Here is a 26,369-nt window from a genome sequence, read left to right on the forward strand (position 1 = left end):
AATTTGCGCTGAATTCATCACCTTTCTACTGTGTATGTTGTCAAAATGTGAATACATAACGAGAAGCGGAGAAAGGTCAGATGAAAAATAAATATGGATTTGGTGACAACGCACCGGGTAATAACAGTGTCTCAAACCTGTATGATGTCCAGTTAAAAGACATAAATAAAAAACTACCACTTAAAAAGCTCACTAAAGAGCAGTTCGAGTTTTGGAAGAAAAATGGGTATGTCGTCATTAAAGGAATGATACCTTCAGAAACAGTTGAACGTACCAAACAGTTTCTGTGGGAGTTTCAGGAGATGTCTCCGTATCATCCAACGACATGGTACCAAGCGCAAAGGAAAGACCATCAAATGGTCGAATTAAATAACTCTGGCATGGTTGAGTGTTACCACAATCAGGTTCTATGGGATAACAGGCAAAATCCTGATGTTTACAATGCATTTGTGGATATATGGGACAAAGAAGAATTATGGGTCACTATTGATAGGGCGAACCTCAACCCACCTAATAAAGAGAGTCGTGAGTTTGATGGATTTATCCATTGGGATGCGGATTCTTCACTCACTCCGTTGCCAGTTAATGTTCAAGGTGTGCTTGCTCTAACAGATACAGATAAAGAAACGGGCGGCTTTCAGTGTGTGCCTCGGTTGTACCGAGAATTAGAAGAGTGGCGTGAAACCCAGCCTAAAGACAGAGACCCATTTGTGCCAGATTTAACAGGATTTGATGTTGAATTTATTCCACTACAAGCAGGAGATTTACTCATTTTTAATAGCTTGTTGCCTCATGGAATTCGTCCGAATCACTCTGATAGGGTGCGTATGGCACAATATATATCAATGGTGCCAGCGGAGGAAGAGAATATTGATATTCGTCAATGGAGGATTCAATCTTGGTTAAATCGTTTACCTCCGGAAGGTTTTGCGTTTCCCGGTGACCCAAGAAATTGGGAGCAGACTCGCTATCCAAAGCCTGAATTATCAGAGTTGGGGTTAAAATTATTGGGTGAACACAGCTGGAAAGAAAGCGTGGTTTATGAGTAAGTAACTTCATTTAGAGCGACCTCAAAAAGGTCTGATGGTATAGATTTGTTTGAGGTCGCTGGTAATTGTCATTTCGTATGTGATTGCTAAATATATTCATAATTCAGATCGCTAAAGTGCATTTTAATGTAAATTTATTTTCTTGGTTTATCTGTTGTCCTTATGGAATTTAACTTGCCTTTCATTTGTCACCTCTATATCCATTACTAGTAAAAATATTGATATATCTTGTTACTAATTTATTGATAATTAAGGTCTAAAAATACTATCAGAGTATTTACTACTGTTTAACATTTCGTGTTGTTTCTTATAGAGTTGACGTATTACATTTGGCGTAATTAATGGAGTAATATGCTTTCTAATAATGGCATCGGAATAAACAGTACGGCGAAGGATAGGGGTGTGATAACGGTAGCAATGCTAAAAGTAGTATTAGCCTTGCTACTAGCAATTTTGCTTGGGGTGATAATTGCGATAGTGACTAGTTTTAATGCTAAGAATAAACCCACAAAAACAAAATTATTTGGTTCTTGGATAGAGGTTGGAGCGCCCAAATACAACACGGATCAATATGTGATAAACGAATCAGGAATTTATAAAAACTCTAGATTAATGACCACTAGTTATGAGTTTAATGGCTCGGAACTGGTTGTTGAAACCGGAGGTGGACGTTATGTCTATCTATTTGAAAATGAGGGTTCTCCACAACTGAAGCGGATCCACCCTAGACTACCTCGGCAGGAGTTAGTGAAGAAAGGCTATGAACACACTGTCGATATGCAAGGTAATAGTTATACGCGAAAGGATGAAATCAGTCAGTACTTCAAAACTAAACAAGTTGAGACGCCAGTTAATCTACATCGTCGTATTGTGAAGTCTGATACTGACGATAGATCTTCAGAAAATACTGACACCAACTAGAATGAAACACAGCCCCTAGTTCATATCGACTAGGGGCTGTTGGCTTTAGTAGCTCAGAAGGCCCTAGCTACCCTGATACAAATCGTCGAAATGAGCGAACAAATAGCCATCGTCATTATCATCGGCAAGGATGTAGTGATAGAAAAGTGAGCTAATAGCCAGCCCACGATAGAGGCGATGCCAAAGCATGACGCACCATAAAGTGCTGCGGATGTCCCGGTCGAATGCATTTTATTTTGTAGTGCACAAGCTAGCGAGTTGCCGTATATGGAAGCATTGACGCCAGTATATAAGACAATCCCTGACACCAATATTGATACCCGATTATCGGTATGAGCGTTGACTAGCATGATGGTCACGGCGAACACCTGTACTCCAACCCCATAGGCCAACATACGAGGTGCTCCATAGCGCCTGATAAAATTGGTATTGATGGTATTAAAAACCATCATACCAATGATGTTCAGCGCAAATAAATATCCGGTGGTATCGGTATGAACATGAAAAAGGTTTTGGTAAATAAAGGTGCCTTGTTCTAAAAACGCGAATACCCCAGAGAATGCAAATGCGCCAGCCAAAGTAAAACACACAAACCTTGGATTGGATATTGAACCAGCGTAGCTGGATACTGTTTTGGCAAGGCTAAGTGGTTGGCGTTGAAGTTTAGGTAAAGTTTCTTTGCACAAGATAGCAGCTAGCCCACAAGTTACCAAAGCCATGCCACTCATTAAGACAAAGATTGATTGCCAATTAAGAGATGTGGTTAAGTGTGCACCTATAGTCGGTGACGCTAAAGGAACCAAAGACATCACAGAAGAAATAATAGATAGCGTGCGAGCAAATTCGTTTTGACGTTGGCTGTCTCTAGCAATCGCTATAACAAGTAAAGCAGCGCCTGATCCAGCAATACCCTGAATGAACCGCAAAAGATTAAATTGGTTGATAGACGTGACGAACAAAAAGCTAGCGCTAGCCAAAGAAAAAAGCGCTATGGCAGAGAGCAGGGAGTGTCTTCTGCCAATAGTGTCGGAAATAGGGCCCCAGAAAAGTTGCCCTAGCGTAAAGCCGACTAGATAAAGTTGAAAGCTCGTTTGAACCGAAGCCGTGTCGGTGTGGAAGCTTTTCACTAGATAAGGGAATGCAGGTATATACATGTCCATGGCTGTAGGAGATAAAGCTGCAATAGCGGCTAAAAGGGCAATAAGCCCAAAATTTAACTTAGACGTTGGCATACATTCGTTTCCAGCACGAGCTTAAGTTTTGCTCGTACCTTACTGATAATTGGAAAACTTCAACGGCGAAAAAGTGTCATTGAAGCTGATAAATTCTGGACAGATCTGTCCTAAGAAACGAATTGATTATTTAGAAAGGAATGGCTTTATAAGATAAGCAACAGGCGTCACAACTAGAAGTTCATAGCTGCAATGATGCGATGGTCTAGCGCAGTAATACATCTTGAGTCTTCTAGTGGTTAAATGATTGGTGGGATTCTATGTATATCCCCAAAGTAGGTCAAGATCTATGTTGCTAATACTGGAAGTCCAATTCGGAGTCCAGCCAATAGGCTGTTTCGTTCAATACAGCTAACATCCTCGCGCTAAATAGCATAAGATACACGGCCTTTACCTAGTTTGAGCCACTCATTGTAATGACAGATAAAACACAGCAAGCGACTTTTTCCGACTTAGGCCTGATTCCAACCTTAGTCGAGCGACTTGAGGCGTTGGAATATAGCCAACCGACGCCAATTCAGTCTCAGACCATTCCTTATGTACTTGATGGAAGAGACCTTGTTGGCGGTGCGAATACCGGCTCTGGTAAAACTGCCGCTTTTGTGTTGCCAATTCTGCAAAAGATAGTTCAGCAGGATACGTCGTCTAACGGTCGTGGTAATTTCGTGTCTCACCTGATTCTAGTTCCAACACGTGAGTTGGCATCACAGGTGGCTTACAACATTAAATCCTACTCGTACCATCATAGAGATAAGATAAAAACGGTTGCAGTATTTGGTGGCGTATCGGTGAACCCTCAAATGTTGGCCCTTCGTGGTGGAAGTGACATTATTGCGGCAACACCGGGTAGGTTACTCGATCTGGTATCCAGTAACGCTATCAAGTTGGATCAAGTAAAAACACTTGTCCTCGATGAAGCTGACCGTATGTTGAGCCTCGGGTTTACCGATGAACTCAATAAGATTCTTTCATTGCTACCAGAAAAGAAACAGACGCTGCTATTTTCTGCTACTTTCCCTGATAAAGTCACGACGTTGGCTCAGCACTTGCTCCGCGATCCAGTTGAAGTTCAATTGCAGAGCACAGAAACCAGTACTTTGGTACAGCGTGTGTTTAGTGTTAACAAAGGTGAGAAGACTGCGGTACTTGCGCACTTAATCAAACAACATCAATGGCGACAGACTTTGATATTTGTGAATGCAAAGAATGCCTGTAATCATCTAGCTCAAAAACTGTCAAAACGCGGTATCACAGCCGAAGTTTTCCACGGTGATAAAGGGCAGGGCGCTCGTACTCGCGTCCTTGAAGAGTTTAAGTCTGGTGAAATTCAAGTTCTGATTGCAACTGATATCGCAGCACGTGGTCTTGATATAGAAAAACTACCAGTGGTAATAAACTTTGATCTTCCGCGCAGCCCCGCTGATTATATGCATCGAATCGGGCGCAGTGGTCGTGCAGGTGAAGTGGGTCTAGGGTTATCTCTTATCGATTATGATGATTATCACCATTTTAAAGTGATAGAAAAGAAAAATAAGTTCAAGCTGGAACGTGAACAGGTAGAAGGCTTTGAAGTGGAAGATGACCAAAGTGAAGCGTACTTTATGCCGATGAAACCGCGAGCAAAACCTGCAGGTACCGGAAAGAAGAAGAAAAAACGCAACCAGTAAACAAGCGCGATAGAGCCTCACTTAGTATGTCAAGATAGGCTCTATTGTCTCTCCACGGTGCTGTTTTATCGACGAGCCGAGCGTCCACGAGATGAGCGGTTTTTAAATGCTGATGCTGCTTTCGCCTGTGACTTCAGAATAGAGTCAACGGTTAACGGCATAGGATCTTTAGGTTCAAGACCATGAGGGAAAGTACGTGCTCTCGGCGGTAAATCATATTCTTCTGCACTTGCTCGTGGCATGCGCTTAAAGCGATAAAGGTAAAAGTTTTCTAACTTTTCTCTCGCCCATTTGGTTTTCTTTAAATACTTCACGCTACTTGCAATCGAAGGCTTGGTGTTAAAACAATTAAAGCGCATCGCTGTATCTAGAATGTCCCAGCCATAAAAATCCACTAACTCTTGCAACATAGTTTCTAGCTTTAGCCCATGAAGTGGGTTGTTTCGTTGCAGTTCGATTCTTTCTTCGTCAGTCATCATTCTAGGGACCTTTCTCATTAAAGGACGGAGTTTAGCAAAGTATACATTGCAGAGATATCTATAGTTATTCTGCGATGGTTTGAAAAGAAAAGCATCGAGTCGAATGCTGCTTTTGCCTACGTAGGTTTCCAATATCTCTGATAATTGGAGTTTTGCTTATTTAGCAAAGTCGCTAACAAACTATTGGACAGGAAACAATATGATAGTAGAACATACGGACTAACCAACTCCTACACAAAGAATAACTATTATGCAAACTAACACTTTTTACCCTATCGGAACGCCAGGGAAATCTTGGGAAGACAAGGAGCGTCAACAATGGCTGCAAAGTACAAAAATTCAGCGCAGTTATCAAAAAGAAGTTGTGAGTAAAATTAAAGCGCTTGAGAATACGTTTGATATTGATAACTACGGCGCGCTTTCCTACAACATTGAACAATATCCCTTGTATTGCTTACAGTCCAAAAATTGGGACGATAACAAGCCAACTATTTTGATTACTGGTGGTGTGCATGGCTATGAAACCAGTGGTGTGCATGGGGCATTGAAGTTCGCGAAAGATAAATCAGGCCAATACTTAAACGATTTTAATTTTCTGATTGGTCCCTGTATCAGCCCTTGGGGTTACGAAACCATTAACCGATGGAATCCACTAGCCATTGATCCTAATCGTTCATTCTATAAGGATACGCCTTCGGAAGAAGCGGCCTTTATAATGCGCAGAGTACACGGCATCAATATTCTCGCACATATAGACCTACATGAGACGACAGATACAGATGAAACAGAATTCCGCCCAGCGTTAGCAGCGCGAGATGGAATCGAGTTCGTCAAAGGTACTATTCCAGATGGTTTCTATACGGTAGGGGACAGTGGAAACCCAGTTCCAGAGTTTCAAAAAGCAGTGATAGAGTCGGTAAAAAAAGTCACCCACATAGCACCTGCCGATGAAAATGGAAAAATTATCGGCTCTGAAGTCAAGCAAGAGGGCGTCATCAATTATGATATGAAAAAACTTGGCCTCTGTGGTGGGATGACAGAATGTGCTTTCGGCACGACGACGGAAGTATACCCAGATAGCCCAAGAGTTAATGATGAAGAATGTAATGATGCTCAAGCTGCCGCTATTATTGGTGCGCTGGATTACATCATCGAAAACGTCAATACTCAATCAATCTGAGATTGAATTATTTAGCGATAATAAAGCTTTAAACTAAGCCATTACATATCGAATCTTTTTGCAAAGGTAGAAACTCTATTGCTAAGGAGTTTTTGCCTCATTGGGTGCTTAGACGAATTAAACGGACAGAGAGTGCTATCGTGACATCAAAAGCATTAGGGAGAAGGAAATAGAGTGGGCTAACTAGTTAGAGTGTGTGTCCCCCTTTCTTTTTCAAGATGTGACCATTTTTTCTAAAATGATTGAATTAAATAGACATTTTAAGTTCTGTTTATTAAATTTGTTTTCTTCGCAGTATTGGATGCTGCCTATATCAAATTCTTAATTTCAATGCATAAGGAATCTAGCAATTGAATATCTCTAATAATCGAATTATTACCTATTGTTTGTCCATTATAATCTTGTTTTTACTATTCATGGTAGCGTTGAATATGTACACCATTACGCCAGCAGGACAAACGAAAGTACAAACGTGTTTTGGTGAAGTGACAGATACACCGTTTACAGAAGGTCTACACTTTCCAGTTAAACCTTGGTGTTCTTTTGATACTTACGACACAAGAGAAATTAAATACGAAATAAACGCAATTAATCTGCCGACCCAAGACAGATTTAACTCAACAGCCAATGTCACCGCTTTAATCCGCGTCCCGCCAACCAGTGTCCCGTCCATTAAGGTTAACTACGGTACCATGAACGAATTTCTAGACAAGACGATCCGTCAGCAATTGAGGGCGTTTGTCCGTGATGAGGGACGTAAGCTGCCAGACTCAAGAGCACTCGCTCAATCGACAAATGTCACCAACATGCAGTTTTCACTAAAACAGCGTTTAACCGATGCGTTGGATGGCAAGATTGAAATTAATGATGTGCTTGTACAAGATATCACTTTTGATAAGAAAATTGCAGAGCAAATTTATCAAACACAAGTAAGGTTACAAAAAGAAGAAACCGAGGCTTCTCAACTTCGGATCCAGAAAACGCAAGCGGATCGCGCGATTGAACAAGCTAGAGGTGAAACGGAATCCAAAAAGCTACAAGCTGAAGCTGAGCAATTTAGGTTAGAGTCTCTTGCGAATGGTCAAGCACATGCTCAAAAAGTTGCTGCTGATGCAGAGCGTTATGCGTTAGAGCAAAGAGCTGAAGGTAATAAAGCATTAAACAAATCATTGACAGCTAACATTCTTCGACTCAAAGAATTGGAAGTAAAACAAATCGAAGCGGGTAAAGGCTGGGATGGACAACTACCCGCAACCTATTCGCCTATCTATGGCGATGCAAAAACTGGAAGCAGCGCTCCTTTTATCTTAAAAACCGTAAAATAAAGGTCGAACACTAAGCCTAGTTTACGCTGGGCTTCCTTTCTTTTCTACAAGGATAAATTGAACGGACAGACATTTTAAAAGAAGAAAAAGTAATGGTACTTAAGCCCTCTAATTATGATAACGAACTGTGATTGTAACGCTTTGGATTAAGGTGTTTTTTGATGATAGATCAGATGATTTGTTAGTCTTCAGGGGGCGTTTGGCGCAATTACGCTCACACTAGTTTGTACGACAACCAAGATGGGAGTATGAAGAAATGAAGTTTGCTTTGTTGCAGTTTCCGATAAGCACTAAACCATCCCAAAATTATGAAACGATTAAGAAGGCGATATGTGAAGCTAGCGAAAATGATGCTCAGGTTCTCGTTACACAGGAGTGTGCTTTTTCAGGTTATCCTCCTGTAGAAATTAGCTCTATTTCCGATATCGATTTCGAAACACAAGAAATTGCTTTTAATGAAGTTGTTAACCTTGTAAAAGCAAAGCAGATTTACCTCTTCCTAGGCTATATTCGTAAGTGTGGTGAAAAGGCAGCCAATTCTATTGCTATTATTAAACCGTCGGGTGAAGTGCAGTACTATGATAAAAGAGCATTATGGGGTTGGGACGCTGATAATTTCATTGTAGATAGTGGTTTTAACGGAGTCGTTGATATTCAAGGTATAAGGGTAGGTGTTCGAGTTTGCTATGAAATTCGTTTTCCAGAATATTTTCGAGAGCTCTACAAAGAACAAGTGGATGTCGCTATTGTCAGTCTGTGCGATGTTCAAAATGAACCTGATGACAGCCGATTTTCAATAATCAAGTCTCACCTCCTATCTCGCGCAATTGAAAATGTATTTACTATTCTTTCGGTCAATTCCTCAACCTTCGAGCAAACTGCACCCACTAGTGTTATTGACCAACACGGAAATACCATAGTGCAAGCTGATCGAAATAGTCAGTCGATAACCTATTATGTTTATGAAAAACTAGAGCAAGGTTTTGGGACAAAGGGGCTTACCAAGTACACAAATGAGCTGCTAGGGATATCGTAAACAACTCAGGATTCACGATACTTATATTAATTCGAATATTCCGAAAGCAAGCGACTAATCTAAGCCAGTTTCTATACGAAACTCCCGTAGATGTTGATCATTCTTTATTGTTATCCAACATCTCTGGTTAGCAATACCGACCACAAGTGGGCAGATAGGTTCTCATAATCTTATCGATAGTGCCGTTTGCAGCCAGTATGATGATGGCTTGATTGATTCTAGTTTGTAACTCATACGCTCTAGGTGAGGATTTAGCGATAAAAATATGAAAGCCTGAGGAAGGAGAGTCCGATATCACGGCAAACTTAACGCCTTCTGGAATAACGCTTTTTCCTATGGCTTGAAATCCATAGGGGATAGCGGCAGATTCTAATAGCAACTCACACCGGCCAGCTGATACCTTTTTCATCGCTTGATTTAGGTTTGTCGCACCCGTATCAACTTGGTTAGGGTCGGATATTTCATAACGGTCGTAATTGTATCCTAGGATGCCACATAAGTTGTAATCTTTAAGCTCGTCAAAAGCTTGTATAGTAAACCCATTTGGAAATCGGGATGTAGAGTACCAAACACCAGCTTGGTTGAAGTAAATAGGAGCAGTTAAGTAATACTTGTCCGCTCGATCTTGATTAAAAGTACCGTTGATGAACATTTCAAATTTCTGGTTTTTAGAGAATTGATCAACTTCAATTAGACAGCGCTTCCAAGGATACATCGAGATTTCAAACTCGATTCCTGTCAGCTTGGAGATTTCGTCAAGCACGTCGATCATCGCGCCTGTTAATTTGTTTTTGTTGACCTTTCCATCAACTCTTTCCCAGTTGTTATATGGAGGCCATTCGGAAATGTCATCGCAAACATTTACCTTTGCTGTGGAGGCATGTGCATACGTTAGAAAAATATTGGTGGATACCAAACTCAAAAAAGTGATTATTTTCAGCCAACTCTTCGCTGTCATAAGTATTCCGTTACTTAGAAGTGATATGACTATTAAGATACCTAATAAGCTCAGGGGTAGGAAGAAAAATTTGAAAGCTAATCAACCAGAACAGAAAGAGTAAAAATTCTAATTAATCAGATTATTCACCGTCAGGAGCAGGGGATTATAGACCTAGTGAACGAATATCGTCTTTTCTTGCAAAATTTTTGGTAGAGTAATTTTCCACTTTTTCATTTGGGTTTCACTAAATAGTAATTTTCCTTTTTCTGCGGTTTTGGGAAACGAATTTATAAACTTGCCATTTTCTAACCCTTGCAGAGCAAGTTGAGCGGCTAGTTCTCCTTGGTAATAGCCATCTAAGACTAAGACACCTATCGTTTTATCTTGTCTGATAGCAAAAGACCAGAAGCCAAAGGGCGGGATTGGCGTATTTTCTGAAGTCCACGTAATAATGTCTTTGGCCTTAACGGACTGCCCATTATTTCGAATAATGTGGTATAGCCCGACAATCATGGCGTTGTATCCTTGCTCCTCTGCTTGTAACACAGTTTTTTTCCTAAAAACTTCAATGCGTTGTCAAATTCGTTTAGGGCAAGGAAAAAGTGTGGCGTTGACTTGGCTTGCACAGTTAATTTTCATGGCTTGGATAGGCCTTATATAAACAATAGCTAATATTATTTTTACGTTACTGTTAATAAAACTACTATTTTGGGTAGTTATCCAAGTTCAAAAAAAACAATATTATTAATCTAGGAATATTATTTAAAACTACTTTACTAACTTATATCTTAATTTCGTTCTTGTATTAGGTGAATATTGATAAAGGGATGTTATTTAATAAATAACATCCCTTTATAGAGTTTAAATAATTAATTAGATGAGCAACTAAATAATTAGGAGAAACCAATGGGTACCCAAGATAGTGTGGTGATATCTCAGGCGCAACAAGACGCCATACAACGAAACAAGATGAGGTCTGAAGCTCAAAGCGCAACTAATGCCCGTGTGTTTGCGAAAATCAATCAGCAAAACAATATGTCGCAAGGCTTTCGGTTGGTTAATCAGCAAAAGTTAGCAACAAAGCTATTACAGTTGAAACAAAAACTGAGAGTTTATGACTATCAAGACGAAAACAATAGAGCTCAAGATCAAATCATACACGATATTATGACCGACAATAGCAGGATCAGTAACTATCTTGAGCAAGAAACAATTGGTCAGAATGATTTCCATTCCAGAACGCAATTAGCAAACGCTCAGCTAAAGAAAAAGCAGCTATTTCTTATGTTTATGGAAATAACAGAAGCTCAAGCTGAGCTGCGTACATTTTCGGAGAATATTGTTGCACAGGTCTCTAAACTGGGTGTTGGTAATAGTGACAATTACAGAGCGATCGTTAAAGCTCCACCTGGGGCTTATTTGGGCGTTAAAGATTTTCACGGTGCATTAGATAAAATTACCAATCGTAAACGTCACTATGATATTGGTGACTTGAAGGATGCTGCGCGTATGACAATACTTTTTGAAACCAAAGAAGGGATGAAATCCGCAGCCGCTCTTATACGTAACTCAAATGAATTTAGAGTGTTACAAACCTATAAAAATGCCATGAAAGATAGGTATAAAACCAGTGAAGGTGAATACGCCAGATTTAATTGTGAGGCGACTGATGCTGGATATAAGGACATTAAATTCTTCCTTAAAATGAGTAATGGTCATATCTCTGAGCTTCAGTTGAACACTCGCAATATGCTAGTCGCTAAAAAGAAAGGACATATCATTTATGATATTCTGCGTGATGGTAGTGCTGACGGTAAGCCTTTTACTATTACTAACCAAGCGGTATTGGATAAGGTACATAGAAATATGAATAAAGAGTGGTTTTTATTTGTACAAAAACGTGTTCCTAATGCAAGACAAAGCTTGAGTACGATTAAGTTACTAGCTTGTCGCTTGAATATGAATTTGAAAAATGGAAAAAACTCACTGGCAGTGTCCGCAGAAGAAATAAAAGCGTTGAATACGGTGAGTAAACTTATATATGAGCAAGGCGATAATGGTAGAGCGTTGCTTTAAATATTGAGATGTTTCTAGTCTAAGTGTTAATAAGCAATAACCGCCTCAAAAGGCGGTTATTGCTTAGATGCTTTAAGTGACAAAAATTACTAACGATGACGCTTTGCAACCAAAGTAAATTTATAGTCGCTCGACTTAAAGTAATTGCGACTGTATTCAAAAACGACATCACCGTTTAAATAGCCCCGAGTGCGTTTCTCAATAATTGGGGAGCTTGGGTCAATGTCGAGCAGTTGAGCGACCTCTTTGGGAGGGAGTACAGGTATGAGTTCTTGTTCGCTTCGATCAATCACCATCTTTTTCTGTTTTTCAATAAACTCATATTTGGAGCCCTGCATCACTTGATAGGTGAGATCGGGAAACATTTCTGTTGGCATCCATGTCTCTTCAACAGTAATTGGATTGTTGTTTAAATATCGAACTCGTTTAATGTAATAGACTTTATCATTTTCACTTAGTTGTAGAAGATCAGCGATTGCAAGAGAGGCAGCCTGTATTTCAAAGCCAACGACATCGCTATGAGTCACGCCTTGCAGGTGAGTCCATTTCTCCGCGAAACTACTTTGCTGGTAGATATCGTAATTGACTTTGCTTTCTTTAACGTAAGTTCCGCTGCCTTGAATGCTTTCTAGCTCTTCATTTGCAATTAGAAGCTTTAAGGCTTGTCTGATAGTGACGCGACTAACGGAAAACTCTTCGCGTAATTGAGCTTCAGTTGGCAATGCTTCGCCTATTTTATATTCACCTACCTTGATCTTCTCGCGAATTGCATCAGCAATTTTACGGTACATTGGCAATCTAGCCATTCGTGCCTCGTTGTAATAGGTTGTTTGGTACGTTAGCTACAACAATAATACGAATTGTAGAAACAAAAACAAGCAGTAAATACAGATGATTACAATTGTTGTTGATACAAAATAAATACATATAATTTGAGTTGACACAAAATTGAGATCATTGTCGCAGATAATATGTATTATAAAGGTATTATTTGTTTCAGAAGAAGAATGACTATCGAATGAGACAATGGAACAAAGTTATGAACTTGACCTCTCTGACAAACTCATCGCTGATTACCCTACAAACGACGTTTAATAGTCGAGAAGAAGCGATTGAAGCACTAGCAGAAAAGCTAAATCAACAAGGTAAACTGCATAGCAAAGAAGAATATTTGCAAGCGGTCTATGCTCGAGAAGAGCAGGGGCCAACTGCTCTGGGCGAAGGCCTAGCAGTACCGCATGGTAAAACGGATGCCGTAAAAGAAGCGGCGTTTGCTGTTGCGACGCTAAAACAGGATATTAAGTGGAAAGGGCTGGATGAAGATGAGGATGTAAACCTTATCTTTTTAATCGCTATTCCAAATGCTGAGGCTGGCTCTACGCACATGCACCTGCTTACAGAGTTAACCACGACTTTAGTTGACGACGATGTGCGAGAAGCGGTTCTAAATGCGACAACGGTAGAGCAAGTCATGAATTTGCTCAGCAATTCTTCAGCTCAGGAAGAAGAATACAAATGTGATACAAATACTCCTGTTATTGTCGCAGTAACCGCTTGCCCTGCGGGGATTGCTCATACTTATATGGCGGCCGAGTACCTTGAAAAAACAGGTAAAAAGCTGGGCTATAAAGTGTTTGTTGAAAAGCAAGGCGCGAACGGTATTGAAGATCGTTTGACCGCTGAACAGTTAAATTGCGCGGCAGCTGTTGTATTTGCTGCCGAGGTGGCAATCAAAGAAATTGAGCGATTTAGCGGTATACCTCGTGTAGAAGTTCCAGTAGCAGAGCCTATAAAGCACTCGGAAAGAATTTTAAACCAAGCGATTGAGGCAGCCAAAGAAGGGGTTAGTACCGAACGGGTAACCGCTACGCAAGATAAACCCAAAAAACTACCCTTAAAAACAGAGCTTAAGCAAGCGTTACTATCGGGGATTTCGTTTGCGGTCCCGTTGATTGTTGCTGGTGGTACTGTGTTGGCTGTCGCAGTACTGATTGCTCAAATGTTCAATCTTCAGGAGCTTTACGCGACCAAAGATTCTTGGCTTTGGATGTATCGCAAGTTAGGTGGTGGCTTACTTGGTACCCTTATGGTACCTGTATTGGCTGCTTATACTGCTTATTCGTTAGCAGACAAACCAGCATTGGGCCCCGGTTTTGCAGCGGGTATCGCGGCCAACTTAATAGGATCTGGTTTCCTTGGTGGCGTTGTCGGCGGTTTAATCGCTGGCTATGTTATGCGTTGGGTGAAGGAAAATATTCGTCTTAGTCCTAGCTTTAATGGTTTCCTAACGTTCTATTTGTATCCAGTGATCGGCACGTTAGTTGCGGGTTCGTTGATGCTATTTGTGATAGGTAAACCTGTAGCATGGCTTAATCAGGGCTTAACGGACTGGCTAAATAGTTTGTCTGGAACCAATGCTCTATTGCTTGGTGGAATTATCGGTTTATTTGTATCGTTTGACTTAGGTGGGCCAATCAACAAAGCAGCTTATGCATTTTGTTTGGGAGCGATGGCTAATGGTGTGTACGCTCCGTACGCGATATTTGGTTCAGTTAAAATGGTATCGGCGTTTACCGTGACCGCCTCCACTTTAATTGCCCCTAGATTGTTCAAAGACTTCGAAGTAGAAATCGGTAAATCCACTTGGCTGCTAGGGCTTGCGGGTATCACTGAAGGTGCAATTCCTATGGCGATTGAAGATCCTATTCGCGTTATCGGCTCATTCTTACTTGGATCTGCGGTAACAGGTGCAATGGTTGGCGCTGCTGGTATTGGGCTCTCTACGCCGGGTGCGGGCATCTTCTCACTATTCCTATTACATGACGCGGGGTTAGGTGGTTTTATGGCAGCTGCTGTCTGGTTTGGCGCAGCCGCTATCGGCACGATAATTTCGACTATTACTCTCATTGCATGGCGAGCACATGCAGTAAAAAAAGGGAAGTTTGAAGCTCAAGTCGCGACTCAAAACTAAACACATTTTAGAGACGGCATTGCGGAGAATATCAGCGATGCCCTACTTAATCACACTACAAAGCATTCATTCAAGCTGAAAAATCGGCTTTAAAGGTAAAAGTTAATGACTACATCACGCGTTCATATTACTCCTCACATGCATTGGGATCGCGAATGGTACTTCACGACCGAAGAATCTCGAATTTTGCTCGTGAACAACATGGAAGAAATCATCCAGCGTCTGGAAAACGATCCTGAGTACAAATACTACGTACTCGACGGTCAAACAGCTGTTTTGGAAGATTATTTCGCCATCAAGGCGGAAAATAAACCACGAGTCAAAGCATTAGTTGAAGCGGGAAAGTTAATTGTCGGACCTTGGTATTCTCAAACTGATACGATGCAAGTTTCAGGTGAGTCCATTGTACGTAATATGCTTTACGGATTGCGCGACTGCCTAGAATTAGGAGAGCCAATGAAAATTGGCTATCTACCAGATTCGTTCTCTATGAGCTCACAGTTACCCATGATTTACAACGGCTTTGGTATTGACAAAACCATGTTTTGGCGTGGTTGTTCTGAGCGTCACGGTACTGACAAAACAGAATTCTTGTGGCAGTCAAATGATGGCTCAGAAGTGATGGCGCAAGTTTTACCCCTTGGTTATGCCATTGGTAAATACCTTCCACAAGATGAAGACGGCTTAAGAGCTCGTTTGGATAAGTATTTCCCAGTCCTTGAAGATGCCTCGGTCACGAAAGATATTTTGTTGCCCAATGGGCATGACCAAATGCCGATTCAAAAAGATATTTTTGATGTGATGGATAAACTGCGCGAAGTTTATCCAGATCGCGAGTTTATGATGAGCCGATTTGAAGAAGTGTTTGAGCGAATAGAGCAAGAGCGCGCTCAATTGGATACCGTGAAAGGTGAGTTCAATGACGGCAAATACATGCGTGTTCACCGGACAATTTCGTCAACTCGCATGGACATTAAGTTGATCCACGCGCAGGTTGAAAATAAGATCGTCAATATCCTTGAACCATTAGCTTCTATCGCATGGTCACTAGGTTTTGAGTATCACCACGGTCTCATTGAGAAAATGTGGAAAGAAAGCATGAAGAACCATGCCCATGACTCGATTGGTTGCTGCTGCTCAGATAAAGTTCATGCTGAAATTTTAAACCGCTACATCCTAGCCGATGATATGGCGACTAACTTGATTCAGTTCTATAAGCGCAAGATTGTCGATCATATGCCAGATCGTGAAGGATGCGATAAGTTAGCTCTGTTTAACCTATCGCCATATTCTCGTGAAGAAGTTATCAATACAACGATTACCATCCGAGCAAACCAATTTGATATTTTTGATGAAAATGGTGATTCAGTCGAATACTTTATCCAAGATCAGCGTGAAATTGACCCCGGGAAAATTGACCGCCAGATTGTTCATTATGGTAATTACGATCCGTTTATCGAATACGATATCCAGATCCACCGCAAAGTGCCTGCGATGGGCTTTACGACATTGCATATTGAAGGAAACAAACAAGGCAAGCAAAAACCGGCAGAACAAAATAAAGACTTGCTTGAGAACGAGTTTTATCAAATCAAGGTCAATGACAATGGCACACTGAATATTCTTGATAAAGAAACAGGAATGCGATTTGAACAGGCGCTTCGCATAGAGGAAGGCTCCGATGATGGTGACGAATATGACTACTCGCCATCGCGTAAAGAGTGGTTGTTGTATTCCGACGAATTTGAAGCGAAGACCAACATAAAGTATGAGGGTTTCCAGTCTGTTGCGACGATAAATCTTCGAATGGATGTACCGGAAAACTTAACTGAGCGAGAGCAGCGCTCAGGTAGGAATGGCTATGTTGATGTTCATTGCAGTGTGGTATTACAGCAAGGCTCAAGACGAATTGAAGTTCGCATGGAGTTAGATAACCAAGCTGACGATCATCGTGTACGAGTACTCATTCCGACACCTTATGTTTCGAATGAAGTGGTGGCTGACAATCAATTTGGCCTCATCACTCGACCAACTAACGACCCTGCGATGCAGGTTTGGCAGGACGAAGGTTGGAAAGAAGCGCCAGTACCTGTGTACCAACTGATGAATTTTGCTGCGCTAGAATCCAAAGAAAAGCAAGGTGGCATGGCCTTAATGACCAATGGCTTACGAGAGTTTGAAGTTATCTCAAGTCAGGGTAACGATCAGCGCGATACTTTTGCTTTGACTCTTCTGCGTGGAGTGGGTGTTCTTGGTAAAGAGAACCTTCTGCTGCGCCCGGGGCGTCCGTCAGGGATAAAAATTCCAACGCCAGATTCGCAAACACGTGGCAAATTAGTCTGCGAGTTTTCGTTATACGGCTATTCTGGCAACCACATTGAAGCAAACATCATGGCCGAAGCCCGTGACAATGTCACACCGATTCAGTGCTACAACAAAATCCCTTTTAACGCGATGAAGCTAAATGTTGGCGAGCAAGACAAACCGCTTACATACTCTTTATTGAGCAAAGAACAAAGCGGTGCTGTGTTAAGTGTGTTGAAAAAGGCAGAAGATGAAGAAGCGCTCATCATGCGTATTTACAACCCGTCACAGTCTGAAACTGTAGATGACCGAATTAACTTTAACCCTGTAGTTTCGTCTTGGCGTGAAGCTAGCCTCGACGAACAAGTGTCAGACACGATATATGAGACAGAGCACTTTGGCACAATCAAACCATGCCAAGCGAAAACGTTCCAAGTTAAGTTTTAGATGAACAGTGTCGCCGCCCATTTTGGGCGGCTTTGGATTTATAAGTATGAAAATTGTAATTGCTCCAGATTCGTTCAAAGGATCGTTAACAGCACAGCAAGTCTGCGAATGTATTGAGTTAGGCTTTAGCCAAGTTTTTCCTGAAGCTGAGTTCGTTCACCTTCCTCTCGCTGACGGCGGGGAAGGGACGGTTGACGTACTATTGCAAGGCTTAGATGGGGTGATAAAACAATCAAGGGTAAGTGGCCCATTAGGTGAGCCAGTCACTGCAAATTGGGCTTTATTAGAGGGTGGAAAAACGGCGCTCATTGAATTGGCGGCGGCATCTGGAATTGATTTGCTAGACCCTAGTCAGCTTGATCCAGCCAGAGCAACAACTCATGGAACAGGAGAATTAATCCAGCACGCGTTAGATTTAGGTGTAAGTAAAATACTGCTTGGTTTAGGTGGCAGTGCAACCAACGATGCGGGGGCCGGTATTGTTCAAGCACTGGGCGGGAAATTGTTAGATGTTAATGGCGACGAACTAGCGAGAGGCGGCAAGCCACTTTCTCTTTTATCTAGAATCGACTTAACCTCTTTGCATCCACGTTGCCAAGAAGTAGAGTTAATTTTGGCATGTGATGTTGCTAATCCTCTAGTTGGTGAAACGGGGGCAAGCCATATATTTGGCCCACAAAAAGGTGCGTCTCCAAAAGTGGTGACTAAGCTCGATAGTGCAATTCGTCATTTTGCCAAAGTATCGGCTGAGAAAACATCCATTGATCATTGTGAATCAAAAAGTTTCGGTGCAGCCGGAGGTACGCCGTTAGGGTTATCATTGCTGTTTGATATAGAAATCAAGCAAGGTATTGAAATGGTTCTCGATGTATTGCAAGCTGATTCAATTCTAGAAGGCGCTGATCTCGTTATCACTGGTGAAGGACAGATGGATAACCAAACCTTACAAGGAAAAACACCGTTTGGCATCGCTCAAAGAGCCAAAAAGAAACACATACCAGTGATTGGTATCGCGGGCTCATTAGGAAAGGAAATTGATGAACTCTATGGTGTGATTGACGCCAGCTTTGGTACGGTGCGATCGCCTCAAGGGTTAAAACAAGTTTTGACGGAAGCGCGAGTGAATCTGAAGCGTACTGCACGCAATATTGCAGCCTCAATTCGAGTTGGTATGAAGTTATAATGTTGTTGGAGGACAACAAAGTCCCCAAGGATAAAGGAAGACACGCTCAAATCAAAGTTGATGATTAAATGAGCGCATCAACAAAGCCCTTGCAATAGACTTTACGACAGAACCAGAGAAAGGCTGAGCCAGCTCAGAATTTAAAACCCGCTCCGACCAAAAAGTGGTCACTGTCCATATCGTTGGACGTCAGTGTCCGATCGAATCTGAGTATCATAACCACCGTTTTGGTCATTGCCCAGCGAGATTCTGCCGAAATTAACCCGTTCCAGCGAGAGTTGCTGATATCTCTTGCCGGTCCGGCTCCGACAGCAATAGACCATTTTGGTGTTAATGCGGTGTTTAGCCACGCTTGGGCAAACAGGCTAGTACGAGAGTAGAGATGATCAACCTCCCGACCAGCCCCCAGTGTGACGAATAGGTTCGAATTAAAAGTACGCTGGTACTCGACTTGACCAGTAACGCCAGATTCATTATCGAGGCTATTCTTCACGCTTTGACCCGCCAGAATATTAATCTGATTGGCCGAATCGGAATTAATTGGTGCAAACCAGTGCTCAGGTTCAGAGAACTGTCCGCCTATTCCAAACATATACATCCGAGTGCCGTAACCATCCCGAGTTTGCGATTGGGCTACCGAGGCCAGTGCGATGAACGGAGAATTGGCAAACTGATAACGAATGCCTCCCTGCCAGAGCGGTATGACCCCATGGCTGTCCTGGTAATCGCGCCCCACCAGTGTTTGCGTATCAAAGTAAAGATAGGCCCCAGCTTGTGCATACAAAGACCAGCCTTTCCAAGTGCTACTATTCACACCATAGCTCAGCACATAACCATCACGTTTGTGATTGGGATGATGTCCTTCGTTGATATGAGACAAATCAAAATAGGTATGCTCACTCAGGGTATTTTGATAGCTGATTTCAAATGTATAACTGCTGTGATCCTGACCCAGTTGTTTGGATACTCCCCCTTGTAGAATCAACGACTGCTTTGCAAATACCTGTGCTGACAATATCAGTCCGCTAATTAAACAGAAGATTTTTATGTTTTTCATGTTCATCCATGATTTAGTCTTTATTTGAATATTATGAGATAGTTATGGTAGAGAAGTGCAATTGATTTGTATGTTTATGTGGTATATTTCAACATTGCTTCACCAGTCATTACTGAATATTGATGCGCATCAACAAAGCCAATAAAGACGAGCTACGTCCGAATGTATGACGGTAATCCTAACCAGTTTGAATTTTATGTATAGTGATTCAGGCTCTTCGACAAATATGGAGTTAAGGCTAGCGTCTATCGGTGAGGATTATTATAGAAACTAGCCTTCTTAAAGATGTTAATCGCGCACAACAGGTTCTAGTCGTTCCAATGCCTCATCGTATTCTGGAAAGCCTACGAGTTTTTGGATGTCTTTAAAGCTCAATAAGTCAGCAGGGGTACGACCGTTTTTCAAGTCGAGCAAGGCTTTTTGCATTGCATAAGCGGCGGAAGACATGAGGGTCAATGGGTAAGCTGCTAGTTTAAAACCGATCTCTTGAAGCTGATCAGGCGATAAAATAGGTGTCAGTCCATTTTCAAGTACATTGGCCATATTGTTGCCTTGGACTCGCTTGCCAATTACTTCGAGTTCTTCAACTGATTGAGGAGCTTCAATAAATAAGATATCTGCGCCCATTTCTTGAAATGCTAACGCTCTTGAAATCGCTTCCTCAAGCCCTAGACTTTCTCGAGCATCGGTGCGAGCTACGATAAGTATATCTTCTCCATCTTGGCGAGCTTCATTTCTTGCTTCAATAGCAGCAGCCATCCGTTGCATCGCTTTTTCTCGGCTTACGACACTTTTACCCTTCGTATGACCGCAGCGTTTGGGGCTGACTTGGTCTTCAATCATGATGCCAGCAAAGCCAGCATCGATATAACCTTTTAAAGTGCGCTTAACGCTAATGGTGTTGCCAAAACCAGTGTCGCCATCACCAATAATTGGATAGCTGACGGCGTTGCAGATATTGCGTCCTTGATCAGTAAACTCGGTGTATGTCATGAGCCCAGTATCGGGCATACCTAATCGACTACCCGTCGCACAAAAACCTCCCATGAAGCCTACTTCAAACCCAGCATTTTCGACAAGTTTAGCGCTTAGTGCATCAAAACAAGATGGCATAGTAATGAATCTATCACTTGCTAGTGCTTCTTTAAATGCGGTTACTTTTTTTGACTGACGGCTCATTGATATATCTCCTAAATATTGCAATTAGACATCAACGTTATTTTATTGGATGTAAATTTTTTCAGTTGATGAATAATCCTAATTAATATTGCGTTGTGTGATAAATGAATGAATAGCAAGAATACTTTATACAATTTGTGTGGTATCGGGAATCGATATTATCCAACAAGTTTGTCACGTTATCTAACAAGTCAATGTACTTTAACTTTCGTAGGAAATGAAAATATTTCATTGCGAATTCAATTTATCAACTATGGCTTTGAGCTAGAACACTATTTCCAAGTGCTATACTCAAACTTGCTGTAATCAAATAATAAAAAACACACCCAGTTGGCTGAAAACTTGTCTTTGAGGGAACATATGAAGATTGCCTATTTACTTGGGATGTTTGTTAGCTGTTTTGTTTGCATGAATTCATTTGCTTACGAGCCACAAATCCTCGCTACAGAAGATCGCCCACCGTTCCATTTCAAAACCAAGGAGAAAGTAACGGGGACAGCGACAGAGTCTTTAACTTGTGCGCTCGACAAAGTGGGTGTCCAATATGTTATTAAAGTGATGCCATGGCTTAGAACGCAATCAGAGGTTAAAAGTGGTAGAGCAAGTGCATTTTTCTCCGCTTCTCAAAGTGACTCTAGGGATGAGTATGCGACGTTATCGGAGCCATTTGTTATACAAAGCTGGAATTGGTATTTACCTAAAGGGTCCAAGTTATTGCCGAGTTCAGCAGATTTTAAAACCCAAGCTAAGGTCGCTGGCATTCATGGCGCCAACGCGAGTAAATGGTTGGAGAAAAAAGGCTATAACGTCATTGCGCATGACCTAGATAAAATAGATAAATTACTCAGGTTAGCAGAGCTGAAACGAGTTGATGCCATTTTCGGCAGCAGTGTTATTTTCGATGAAGCAATAGAAAAGAGCAACAAAATGGATGTGTTTGATGTGGTAGTCGAAAGTGAAAAGTCTTGGGGAATCTACTATTCGAATGACTACCTTTCGAGAAACAAAGGATTTATGGAAGAGTTGAATACGAACTTAAAACTATGTGTTCAATAACTGGACAGGTATAAGAATTAGTACGAATTAGAAGAGGGGGGGGTTTAAACACGACACTTTTCTATGAATTCTATTTCCTCTCCATCCGGCCCTTCGATAAACACCACCTTACTGATTGTTTCGCCGCTACGATCTTTGACAGTAAATGGTCCCCTCAGTAGGGGGATTTCTTGTTTTTGCAGAAACAAGATAGTCTGTTCGATGGAGTCAACCTCAATCGCTAAATGAGCTAGCGTACCTTGCCCGCGAGATTCATAGGCATTGAAAGGAAACAACTCCAAATAAGAGCCGTTGCCAATATCCAGTTTGATATTCCCTTTTACGCTTCCTAGAGATTCGTTTACTCTCATGCCAAGAGTATCTTTATAAAAGCGTAATGAGTTTTCAATACAGCGGCAGCTAATGGCAACATGGCTGAGTTTGGTAACTGGTAATCTCATAAAGCATTTCCTTTCATTATCAGTTTATTAGATGATGTTGAAGTAGCCTTTTCTGCTGGTATCCAGCCTTCATATTCAGTATCAAGTTGCCCCAACTCGACTTTCTCACCTTTTGTGAATTGTATTGGGTTAGGGTAGTTAGACTTGTGTTCAGCAATTACTATGAGTTTTTTCAAGGAGGATTTCCTCTCATCCATTTAGCGCTATGACTTTCGAAATGATGTTAAGTCGCTTAGTTTTAATAAGTTAGGTTGAGAAATTTTCAATCCATGCTTTAGTAAAATCAACAAACGCCCTTAACCGAAGCGGTTGATATCTATCCTTGTGATAAATGGCTGAAAAATCAACACTGGGAATTACCCAGTCTGAAAAAACAGGCTGTAATTGACCAGTTTGAATTTCATTTTCACAATAAAGTTGAGGGGTGCGTATGATGCCATTTCCGTTGACGGCACCTCGAATAAGTACATGCCCATTTTTGCACTTAAGCTGGCCATCGATCTGTATATCAATGTTTTCTTGAGTGTCGCTATGCTGGAAACTCCACTTAGTGACGGAGCCAGTTAAGCAGTTGTGGTGAGCGAGATCTTTTGGATGAGTAGGATAGCCATTTTTATCCAAATACTGACGACTTGCCCACGTACCCATTTTTATACTCATTAGTTTTCTAGCGACAAAGCTAGCATCTTCCAACTTCCCCATTCGAAATGCGATATCAAAATCGTCACTAATCAGATCCACTCTGTGGCTGCTAAATTCCAAGTCTATGGTGATTTCTGGGTGTTGTTGAGTAAATTCAAAAGCAATCTGTGCGACAATTTGCTCGCCGATGGGACCGCCCACGCTGTTGACCTTTATCTCCCCCCTTATATCGCTAATATCATCTATTGTTGCCATTACGGCTTGGTCTAATTGGTCTAAAGCAGATTCGCACTGGTGGTAAAACCTTTTGCCTGCCTCTGTCAGCTTTAACGTTCTCGTTGTACGAATGAGTAATGTGACCCCCATTTGTGCTTCCAACTGGCTTAACTGTCTAGACACGTGCGATCGAGATACGTTTAAGGCTTCGGAGGCTTTGGTGAAATTTCCAAGCTTTGATATCAAAACAAATGTCCGAATATCTGATAGTTGAACCTGATTTAGTCTTTTCATTGCTGCCCCCAACAATCCAAAATTGCTTATTATTGTTGCAGTGTGGCAACAGTGTATTAACTAGATGACTATATATCAACAATGACCATTTCTCTAATATATCTGCATCTCGACAAATCATGGTGATTTGTTCGAAAGAACGAATTGAGGATTAAAAAATGAAAGAACTTATTGTTGTTACAGGTGCAAGCTCTGGTATTGGTGAAGCGATTGCGAAAAGATTTAGCGAGTTAGGCCATCCGTTATTGCTTATTGCACGCCGTATAGAACGTCTTCAGGCTCTTGATTTACCGAATACTTTGTGCGAGAGAGTAGATGTCACAGACAAAGCTAGTTTTGAAGTAGCCATTGCTAAAGCAGAAGAAGCTTATGGGCTTGTTGGAGGTCTGGTTAATAATGCTGGCGTGATGCTGCTTGGACAAATTGATAGCCAAGATCCGTTAGAGTGGAAACGCATGTTTGATGTAAACGTATTAGGTTTGCTGAATGGCATGCAGACGGTACTTTCGCCAATGAAACAGCGTAACACTGGTACCATAATTAATATAAGCTCGATAGCGGGTAAGAAGACTTTTCCCGATCACGCCGCTTATTGTGGAACTAAGTTCGCCGTACATGCTATTTCTGAAAATGTACGTGAAGAAGTAGCAAGCTCGAATGTTCGTGTTACTACAATTGCCCCTGGAGCTGTTGAAACAGAATTACTGTCGCACACGACTTCAGAACAAATTAAAGATGGATACAATTCTTGGAAAGAAGATATGGGTGGAGTTCTCGCTGCGGACGATATAGCCAGAGCGGTTATCTATGCCTATCAACAACCGCAAGATGTGTGTATCCGCGAAATTGCCTTGGCTCCGACTAAGCAACAACCTTAGTATGAAGTGCGGCCAAACAGCTTGAGTTATTCAAGCTGTTTGGCGCTAGCTAGTTTTAAAGTTAGGGCTAAACTAGCCAAATAATTGAAATAGAACAATGGCAATGACCGTACCAATCAATGGAATGATGACGGTTAACGCAGCCATGGGGCCATAAGCATCGTGGTGGGTTTCGCCACAAATTGACCTTATAGTGGTCACCACATATCCGTTTTGTGGCAGCGAATCAAGTGCACCCGATGAAATGGCCACAACTCGATGCAGCGCATCCAGATTTATTCCCGAGTCAACGTAATGAGGGGCAAGCAGAGGTAGAGCGATGGACTGTCCTCCAGATGCTGAACCTGTCATCGCGGCAATTGCTGATACTGCGACGGCTGCCCCAATTAGCTCGTTGCCGGGTATGGCTATTAAATAATCTACAGCGGCAGAGAAGGCGGGTGACATTTTCGCAACAGAGCCAAAGCCGACCACTGCAGCAGTGTTGCCTATCGCCAATAAAGCGCCGGTGGTTCCGTTCCCTATCGTTGTACTTATATTTTCAAGGTATCGAGTATTTAACAGCCAAGCAGTTAAGCAACCAGAGAGTAAAGCTAAAATCAACGCATATTGAGCAAACGTTTTGTGACCTAGCAAGGTAACGATCAATACAGATAATATCGGAATAAAGGCAACGATAGGCTTAGGCAACACTTTATTTTCTAAGACAGGGTCGTTATCTCGAGATTGGAAATATTCACCATTTGCGACGGCTTTTTGCAGCATTTTCTGAAGCCAAAAATACCCAAACAATGCCATAAATACCGCGACCACCATGCTAACTTGCCAACCAGCGTAAGGGGATGTGCCAAGATACTTTATTGGTATCCAATTTTGTATTTCGGGAGAGCCAGCAGATGTCATCGTAAACGTCACGGAGCCGAAGGCCATAACAGCGGGAATAAATCTTCTAGGTAGATTGGCTTGTTTAAATAGGCTTAAAGCAATTGAATAGGCTGAAAAAGCCACGACAAAAACACTGACTCCTCCATAGGTCAATATAGCGCATACGACGATGACGGCTAGAGCGGCATTGTGCATGCCTAATTTTTTCACAATCCATCGCGCTAAGCTATCTGCACAACCGCTGTCTTCCATTAATTTACCGAATAAAGCACCCAGCAAAAACATGAAAAACCAAGAGGCGATAAACCCTGTAAAGCCACTCATGTAACTATGTATAAAATCACTGTTTGTTGCTTCGTTAGGTAATAGAGATAAGCCGCCTGTTAACGCAATGATCATTGCGGTTAATGGGGCCGCGATAAGTAGGTTCATTCCTCTGATGGTAAAGTATATGAGTAAAGCGAGTGCGCCTATAAGGCCAAGTGAGCTGATCATATAATCTCCTATATCATGTGGGGAAATATATTTAAGTTCTTTTTAAGTTGAATGGTTAGGCCCTGAGACTCTATATGTTCATCTGGCCATGTTTAGGTAACAACTCTGAAGCTGCCCCTAGTGTTTTGCGGTGAAGATATTAACCTATGAGCATATTGTGGTTATGTACACGATTGTTTTTTTTGTTAACAATTAGTTAGAACGACATCTCTTATTATTGAAACAGTACTGAAAGGGAGTGTTATTGGAGCAAGGTATTTTGTTCGAGGTGGACTAGCCAGGTTTTTATATTTAATTTTAGCGAGATGTATGCTGGATTGTGCTAATGCCAGACTTGAACATCACCTAACTAGTGCTAGCGTTTTACTAGAGTATGCTCTAGAAATGTTAAAGCAAAAGAGCCAGTTATTATTGAAG

General features: G+C 41.6%; 23 protein-coding genes. 12 read left to right on the top strand and 11 right to left on the bottom strand.

Going from position 1 to position 26,369, the window contains the following annotated elements:
- The first annotated feature begins 80 nt into the window (after positions 1–80).
- Complete coding sequence (locus ACM2FC_RS04050; RefSeq protein ID WP_498479571.1) at positions 81–1,049, top strand: phytanoyl-CoA dioxygenase family protein; 969 nt, start codon at positions 81–83, stop codon at positions 1,047–1,049.
- 351 nt (positions 1,050–1,400) lie between these two features.
- Positions 1,401–1,970 (top strand): DUF2850 domain-containing protein, encoded by a 570-nt coding sequence (locus tag ACM2FC_RS04055; protein WP_498479572.1) that lies wholly within the window; start codon positions 1,401–1,403, stop codon positions 1,968–1,970.
- 53 nt (positions 1,971–2,023) lie between these two features.
- On the opposite strand, the gene ACM2FC_RS04060 is transcribed toward ACM2FC_RS04055, so the two are convergent.
- Positions 2,024–3,202 (bottom strand): Bcr/CflA family multidrug efflux MFS transporter, encoded by a 1,179-nt coding sequence (locus ACM2FC_RS04060; RefSeq protein ID WP_498479573.1) that lies wholly within the window; start codon positions 3,200–3,202, stop codon positions 2,024–2,026.
- Between the two features lie 416 nt (positions 3,203–3,618).
- On the opposite strand from ACM2FC_RS04060, the gene ACM2FC_RS04065 reads away from it, so the two are divergent.
- Positions 3,619–4,869, top strand: a complete 1,251-nt coding sequence (locus tag ACM2FC_RS04065) for a DEAD/DEAH box helicase (protein ID WP_498479574.1) — start codon at positions 3,619–3,621, stop codon at positions 4,867–4,869.
- A 65-nt stretch (positions 4,870–4,934) separates the two neighbouring features.
- Here the strand turns inward: ACM2FC_RS04065 and ACM2FC_RS04070 are convergent, their stop codons facing one another.
- Positions 4,935–5,348, bottom strand: coding sequence for a VF530 family protein (locus ACM2FC_RS04070; RefSeq protein ID WP_498479575.1), 414 nt, complete (start codon positions 5,346–5,348; stop codon positions 4,935–4,937).
- A 250-nt stretch (positions 5,349–5,598) separates the two neighbouring features.
- Between ACM2FC_RS04070 and ACM2FC_RS04075 the strand changes: the two genes are divergently transcribed.
- The 3 genes from ACM2FC_RS04075 (at position 5,599) to ACM2FC_RS04085 (ending at position 8,889) form a co-directional block, all read left to right on the top strand.
- Positions 5,599–6,528 carry a M14 family metallopeptidase gene (locus tag ACM2FC_RS04075; protein WP_498479576.1) on the top strand — a complete coding sequence of 310 codons (930 nt, stop codon included), beginning with the start codon at positions 5,599–5,601 and terminating at the stop codon, positions 6,526–6,528.
- Positions 6,529–6,959: 431 nt separating this feature from the next.
- Positions 6,960–7,853 (top strand): SPFH domain-containing protein, encoded by an 894-nt coding sequence (locus ACM2FC_RS04080; RefSeq protein ID WP_498479577.1) that lies wholly within the window; start codon positions 6,960–6,962, stop codon positions 7,851–7,853.
- A gap of 256 nt (positions 7,854–8,109) precedes the next feature.
- Positions 8,110–8,889: a carbon-nitrogen hydrolase family protein gene (locus ACM2FC_RS04085; RefSeq protein ID WP_498479578.1), complete on the top strand. Its 780-nt coding sequence runs from the start codon at positions 8,110–8,112 to the stop codon at positions 8,887–8,889.
- A gap of 127 nt (positions 8,890–9,016) precedes the next feature.
- Here ACM2FC_RS04085 and ACM2FC_RS04090 read toward each other — a convergent pair whose 3' ends face one another.
- Both ACM2FC_RS04090 and ACM2FC_RS04095 read right to left on the bottom strand, forming a co-directional pair.
- Positions 9,017–9,847: a substrate-binding periplasmic protein gene (locus ACM2FC_RS04090; protein WP_498479579.1), complete on the bottom strand. Its 831-nt coding sequence runs from the start codon at positions 9,845–9,847 to the stop codon at positions 9,017–9,019.
- A gap of 153 nt (positions 9,848–10,000) precedes the next feature.
- On the bottom strand, positions 10,001–10,375 hold the full coding sequence (locus tag ACM2FC_RS04095) for a hypothetical protein (RefSeq protein WP_498479580.1): 375 nt from the start codon (positions 10,373–10,375) through the stop codon (positions 10,001–10,003).
- A 360-nt stretch (positions 10,376–10,735) separates the two neighbouring features.
- On the opposite strand from ACM2FC_RS04095, the gene ACM2FC_RS04100 reads away from it, so the two are divergent.
- The gene (locus ACM2FC_RS04100; RefSeq protein ID WP_498479581.1) at positions 10,736–11,905 is read left to right on the top strand and encodes a hypothetical protein; all 1,170 of its coding nucleotides are present in this window, start codon (positions 10,736–10,738) and stop codon (positions 11,903–11,905) included.
- Positions 11,906–11,994: 89 nt separating this feature from the next.
- Here the strand turns inward: ACM2FC_RS04100 and ACM2FC_RS04105 are convergent, their stop codons facing one another.
- Positions 11,995–12,711, bottom strand: coding sequence for a GntR family transcriptional regulator (locus ACM2FC_RS04105; RefSeq protein ID WP_498479582.1), 717 nt, complete (start codon positions 12,709–12,711; stop codon positions 11,995–11,997).
- Between the two features lie 233 nt (positions 12,712–12,944).
- Between ACM2FC_RS04105 and mngA the strand changes: the two genes are divergently transcribed.
- The 3 genes from mngA (at position 12,945) to ACM2FC_RS04120 (ending at position 18,810) form a co-directional block, all read left to right on the top strand.
- Positions 12,945–14,876 carry a PTS 2-O-a-mannosyl-D-glycerate transporter subunit IIABC gene (mngA, locus tag ACM2FC_RS04110; RefSeq protein ID WP_498479583.1) on the top strand — a complete coding sequence of 644 codons (1,932 nt, stop codon included), beginning with the start codon at positions 12,945–12,947 and terminating at the stop codon, positions 14,874–14,876.
- A 105-nt stretch (positions 14,877–14,981) separates the two neighbouring features.
- On the top strand, positions 14,982–17,627 hold the full coding sequence (gene mngB / locus ACM2FC_RS04115) for a mannosylglycerate hydrolase (RefSeq protein WP_498479584.1): 2,646 nt from the start codon (positions 14,982–14,984) through the stop codon (positions 17,625–17,627).
- A gap of 46 nt (positions 17,628–17,673) precedes the next feature.
- On the top strand, positions 17,674–18,810 hold the full coding sequence (locus tag ACM2FC_RS04120; protein ID WP_498479585.1) for a glycerate kinase: 1,137 nt from the start codon (positions 17,674–17,676) through the stop codon (positions 18,808–18,810).
- 133 nt (positions 18,811–18,943) lie between these two features.
- Here the strand turns inward: ACM2FC_RS04120 and ACM2FC_RS04125 are convergent, their stop codons facing one another.
- Both ACM2FC_RS04125 and ACM2FC_RS04130 read right to left on the bottom strand, forming a co-directional pair.
- Positions 18,944–19,867, bottom strand: a complete 924-nt coding sequence (locus ACM2FC_RS04125) for a hypothetical protein (protein WP_498479586.1) — start codon at positions 19,865–19,867, stop codon at positions 18,944–18,946.
- A 288-nt stretch (positions 19,868–20,155) separates the two neighbouring features.
- Positions 20,156–21,046, bottom strand: a complete 891-nt coding sequence (locus ACM2FC_RS04130) for an isocitrate lyase/PEP mutase family protein (protein WP_498479587.1) — start codon at positions 21,044–21,046, stop codon at positions 20,156–20,158.
- Positions 21,047–21,406: 360 nt separating this feature from the next.
- Between ACM2FC_RS04130 and ACM2FC_RS04135 the strand changes: the two genes are divergently transcribed.
- Positions 21,407–22,102: a substrate-binding periplasmic protein gene (locus ACM2FC_RS04135; RefSeq protein WP_498479588.1), complete on the top strand. Its 696-nt coding sequence runs from the start codon at positions 21,407–21,409 to the stop codon at positions 22,100–22,102.
- Positions 22,103–22,146: 44 nt separating this feature from the next.
- On the opposite strand, the gene ACM2FC_RS04140 is transcribed toward ACM2FC_RS04135, so the two are convergent.
- The 3 genes from ACM2FC_RS04140 to ACM2FC_RS04150 all read right to left on the bottom strand — a co-directional run bounded on the left by ACM2FC_RS04140 (position 22,147) and on the right by ACM2FC_RS04150 (position 23,694).
- Positions 22,147–22,542 carry a VOC family protein gene (locus ACM2FC_RS04140; protein WP_498479589.1) on the bottom strand — a complete coding sequence of 132 codons (396 nt, stop codon included), beginning with the start codon at positions 22,540–22,542 and terminating at the stop codon, positions 22,147–22,149.
- On the bottom strand, positions 22,539–22,718 hold the full coding sequence (locus ACM2FC_RS04145; protein WP_498479590.1) for an SH3 domain-containing protein: 180 nt from the start codon (positions 22,716–22,718) through the stop codon (positions 22,539–22,541). The genes ACM2FC_RS04140 and ACM2FC_RS04145 overlap by 4 nt, the downstream gene beginning before the upstream one ends.
- 70 nt (positions 22,719–22,788) lie before the next feature.
- The gene (locus ACM2FC_RS04150) at positions 22,789–23,694 is read right to left on the bottom strand and encodes a LysR family transcriptional regulator (RefSeq protein WP_498479591.1); all 906 of its coding nucleotides are present in this window, start codon (positions 23,692–23,694) and stop codon (positions 22,789–22,791) included.
- Positions 23,695–23,852: 158 nt separating this feature from the next.
- Between ACM2FC_RS04150 and ACM2FC_RS04155 the strand changes: the two genes are divergently transcribed.
- A complete protein-coding gene (locus ACM2FC_RS04155; protein ID WP_498479592.1) occupies positions 23,853–24,572 on the top strand; it encodes an SDR family oxidoreductase in 720 nt (239 codons plus the stop codon).
- A gap of 72 nt (positions 24,573–24,644) precedes the next feature.
- Here the strand turns inward: ACM2FC_RS04155 and ACM2FC_RS04160 are convergent, their stop codons facing one another.
- Positions 24,645–25,952, bottom strand: a complete 1,308-nt coding sequence (locus ACM2FC_RS04160) for a GntP family permease (protein WP_498479593.1) — start codon at positions 25,950–25,952, stop codon at positions 24,645–24,647.
- Between the last annotated feature and the right edge of the window lie 417 nt (positions 25,953–26,369).

It is taken from the genome of Vibrio sp. A37 (genome assembly GCF_059777565.1).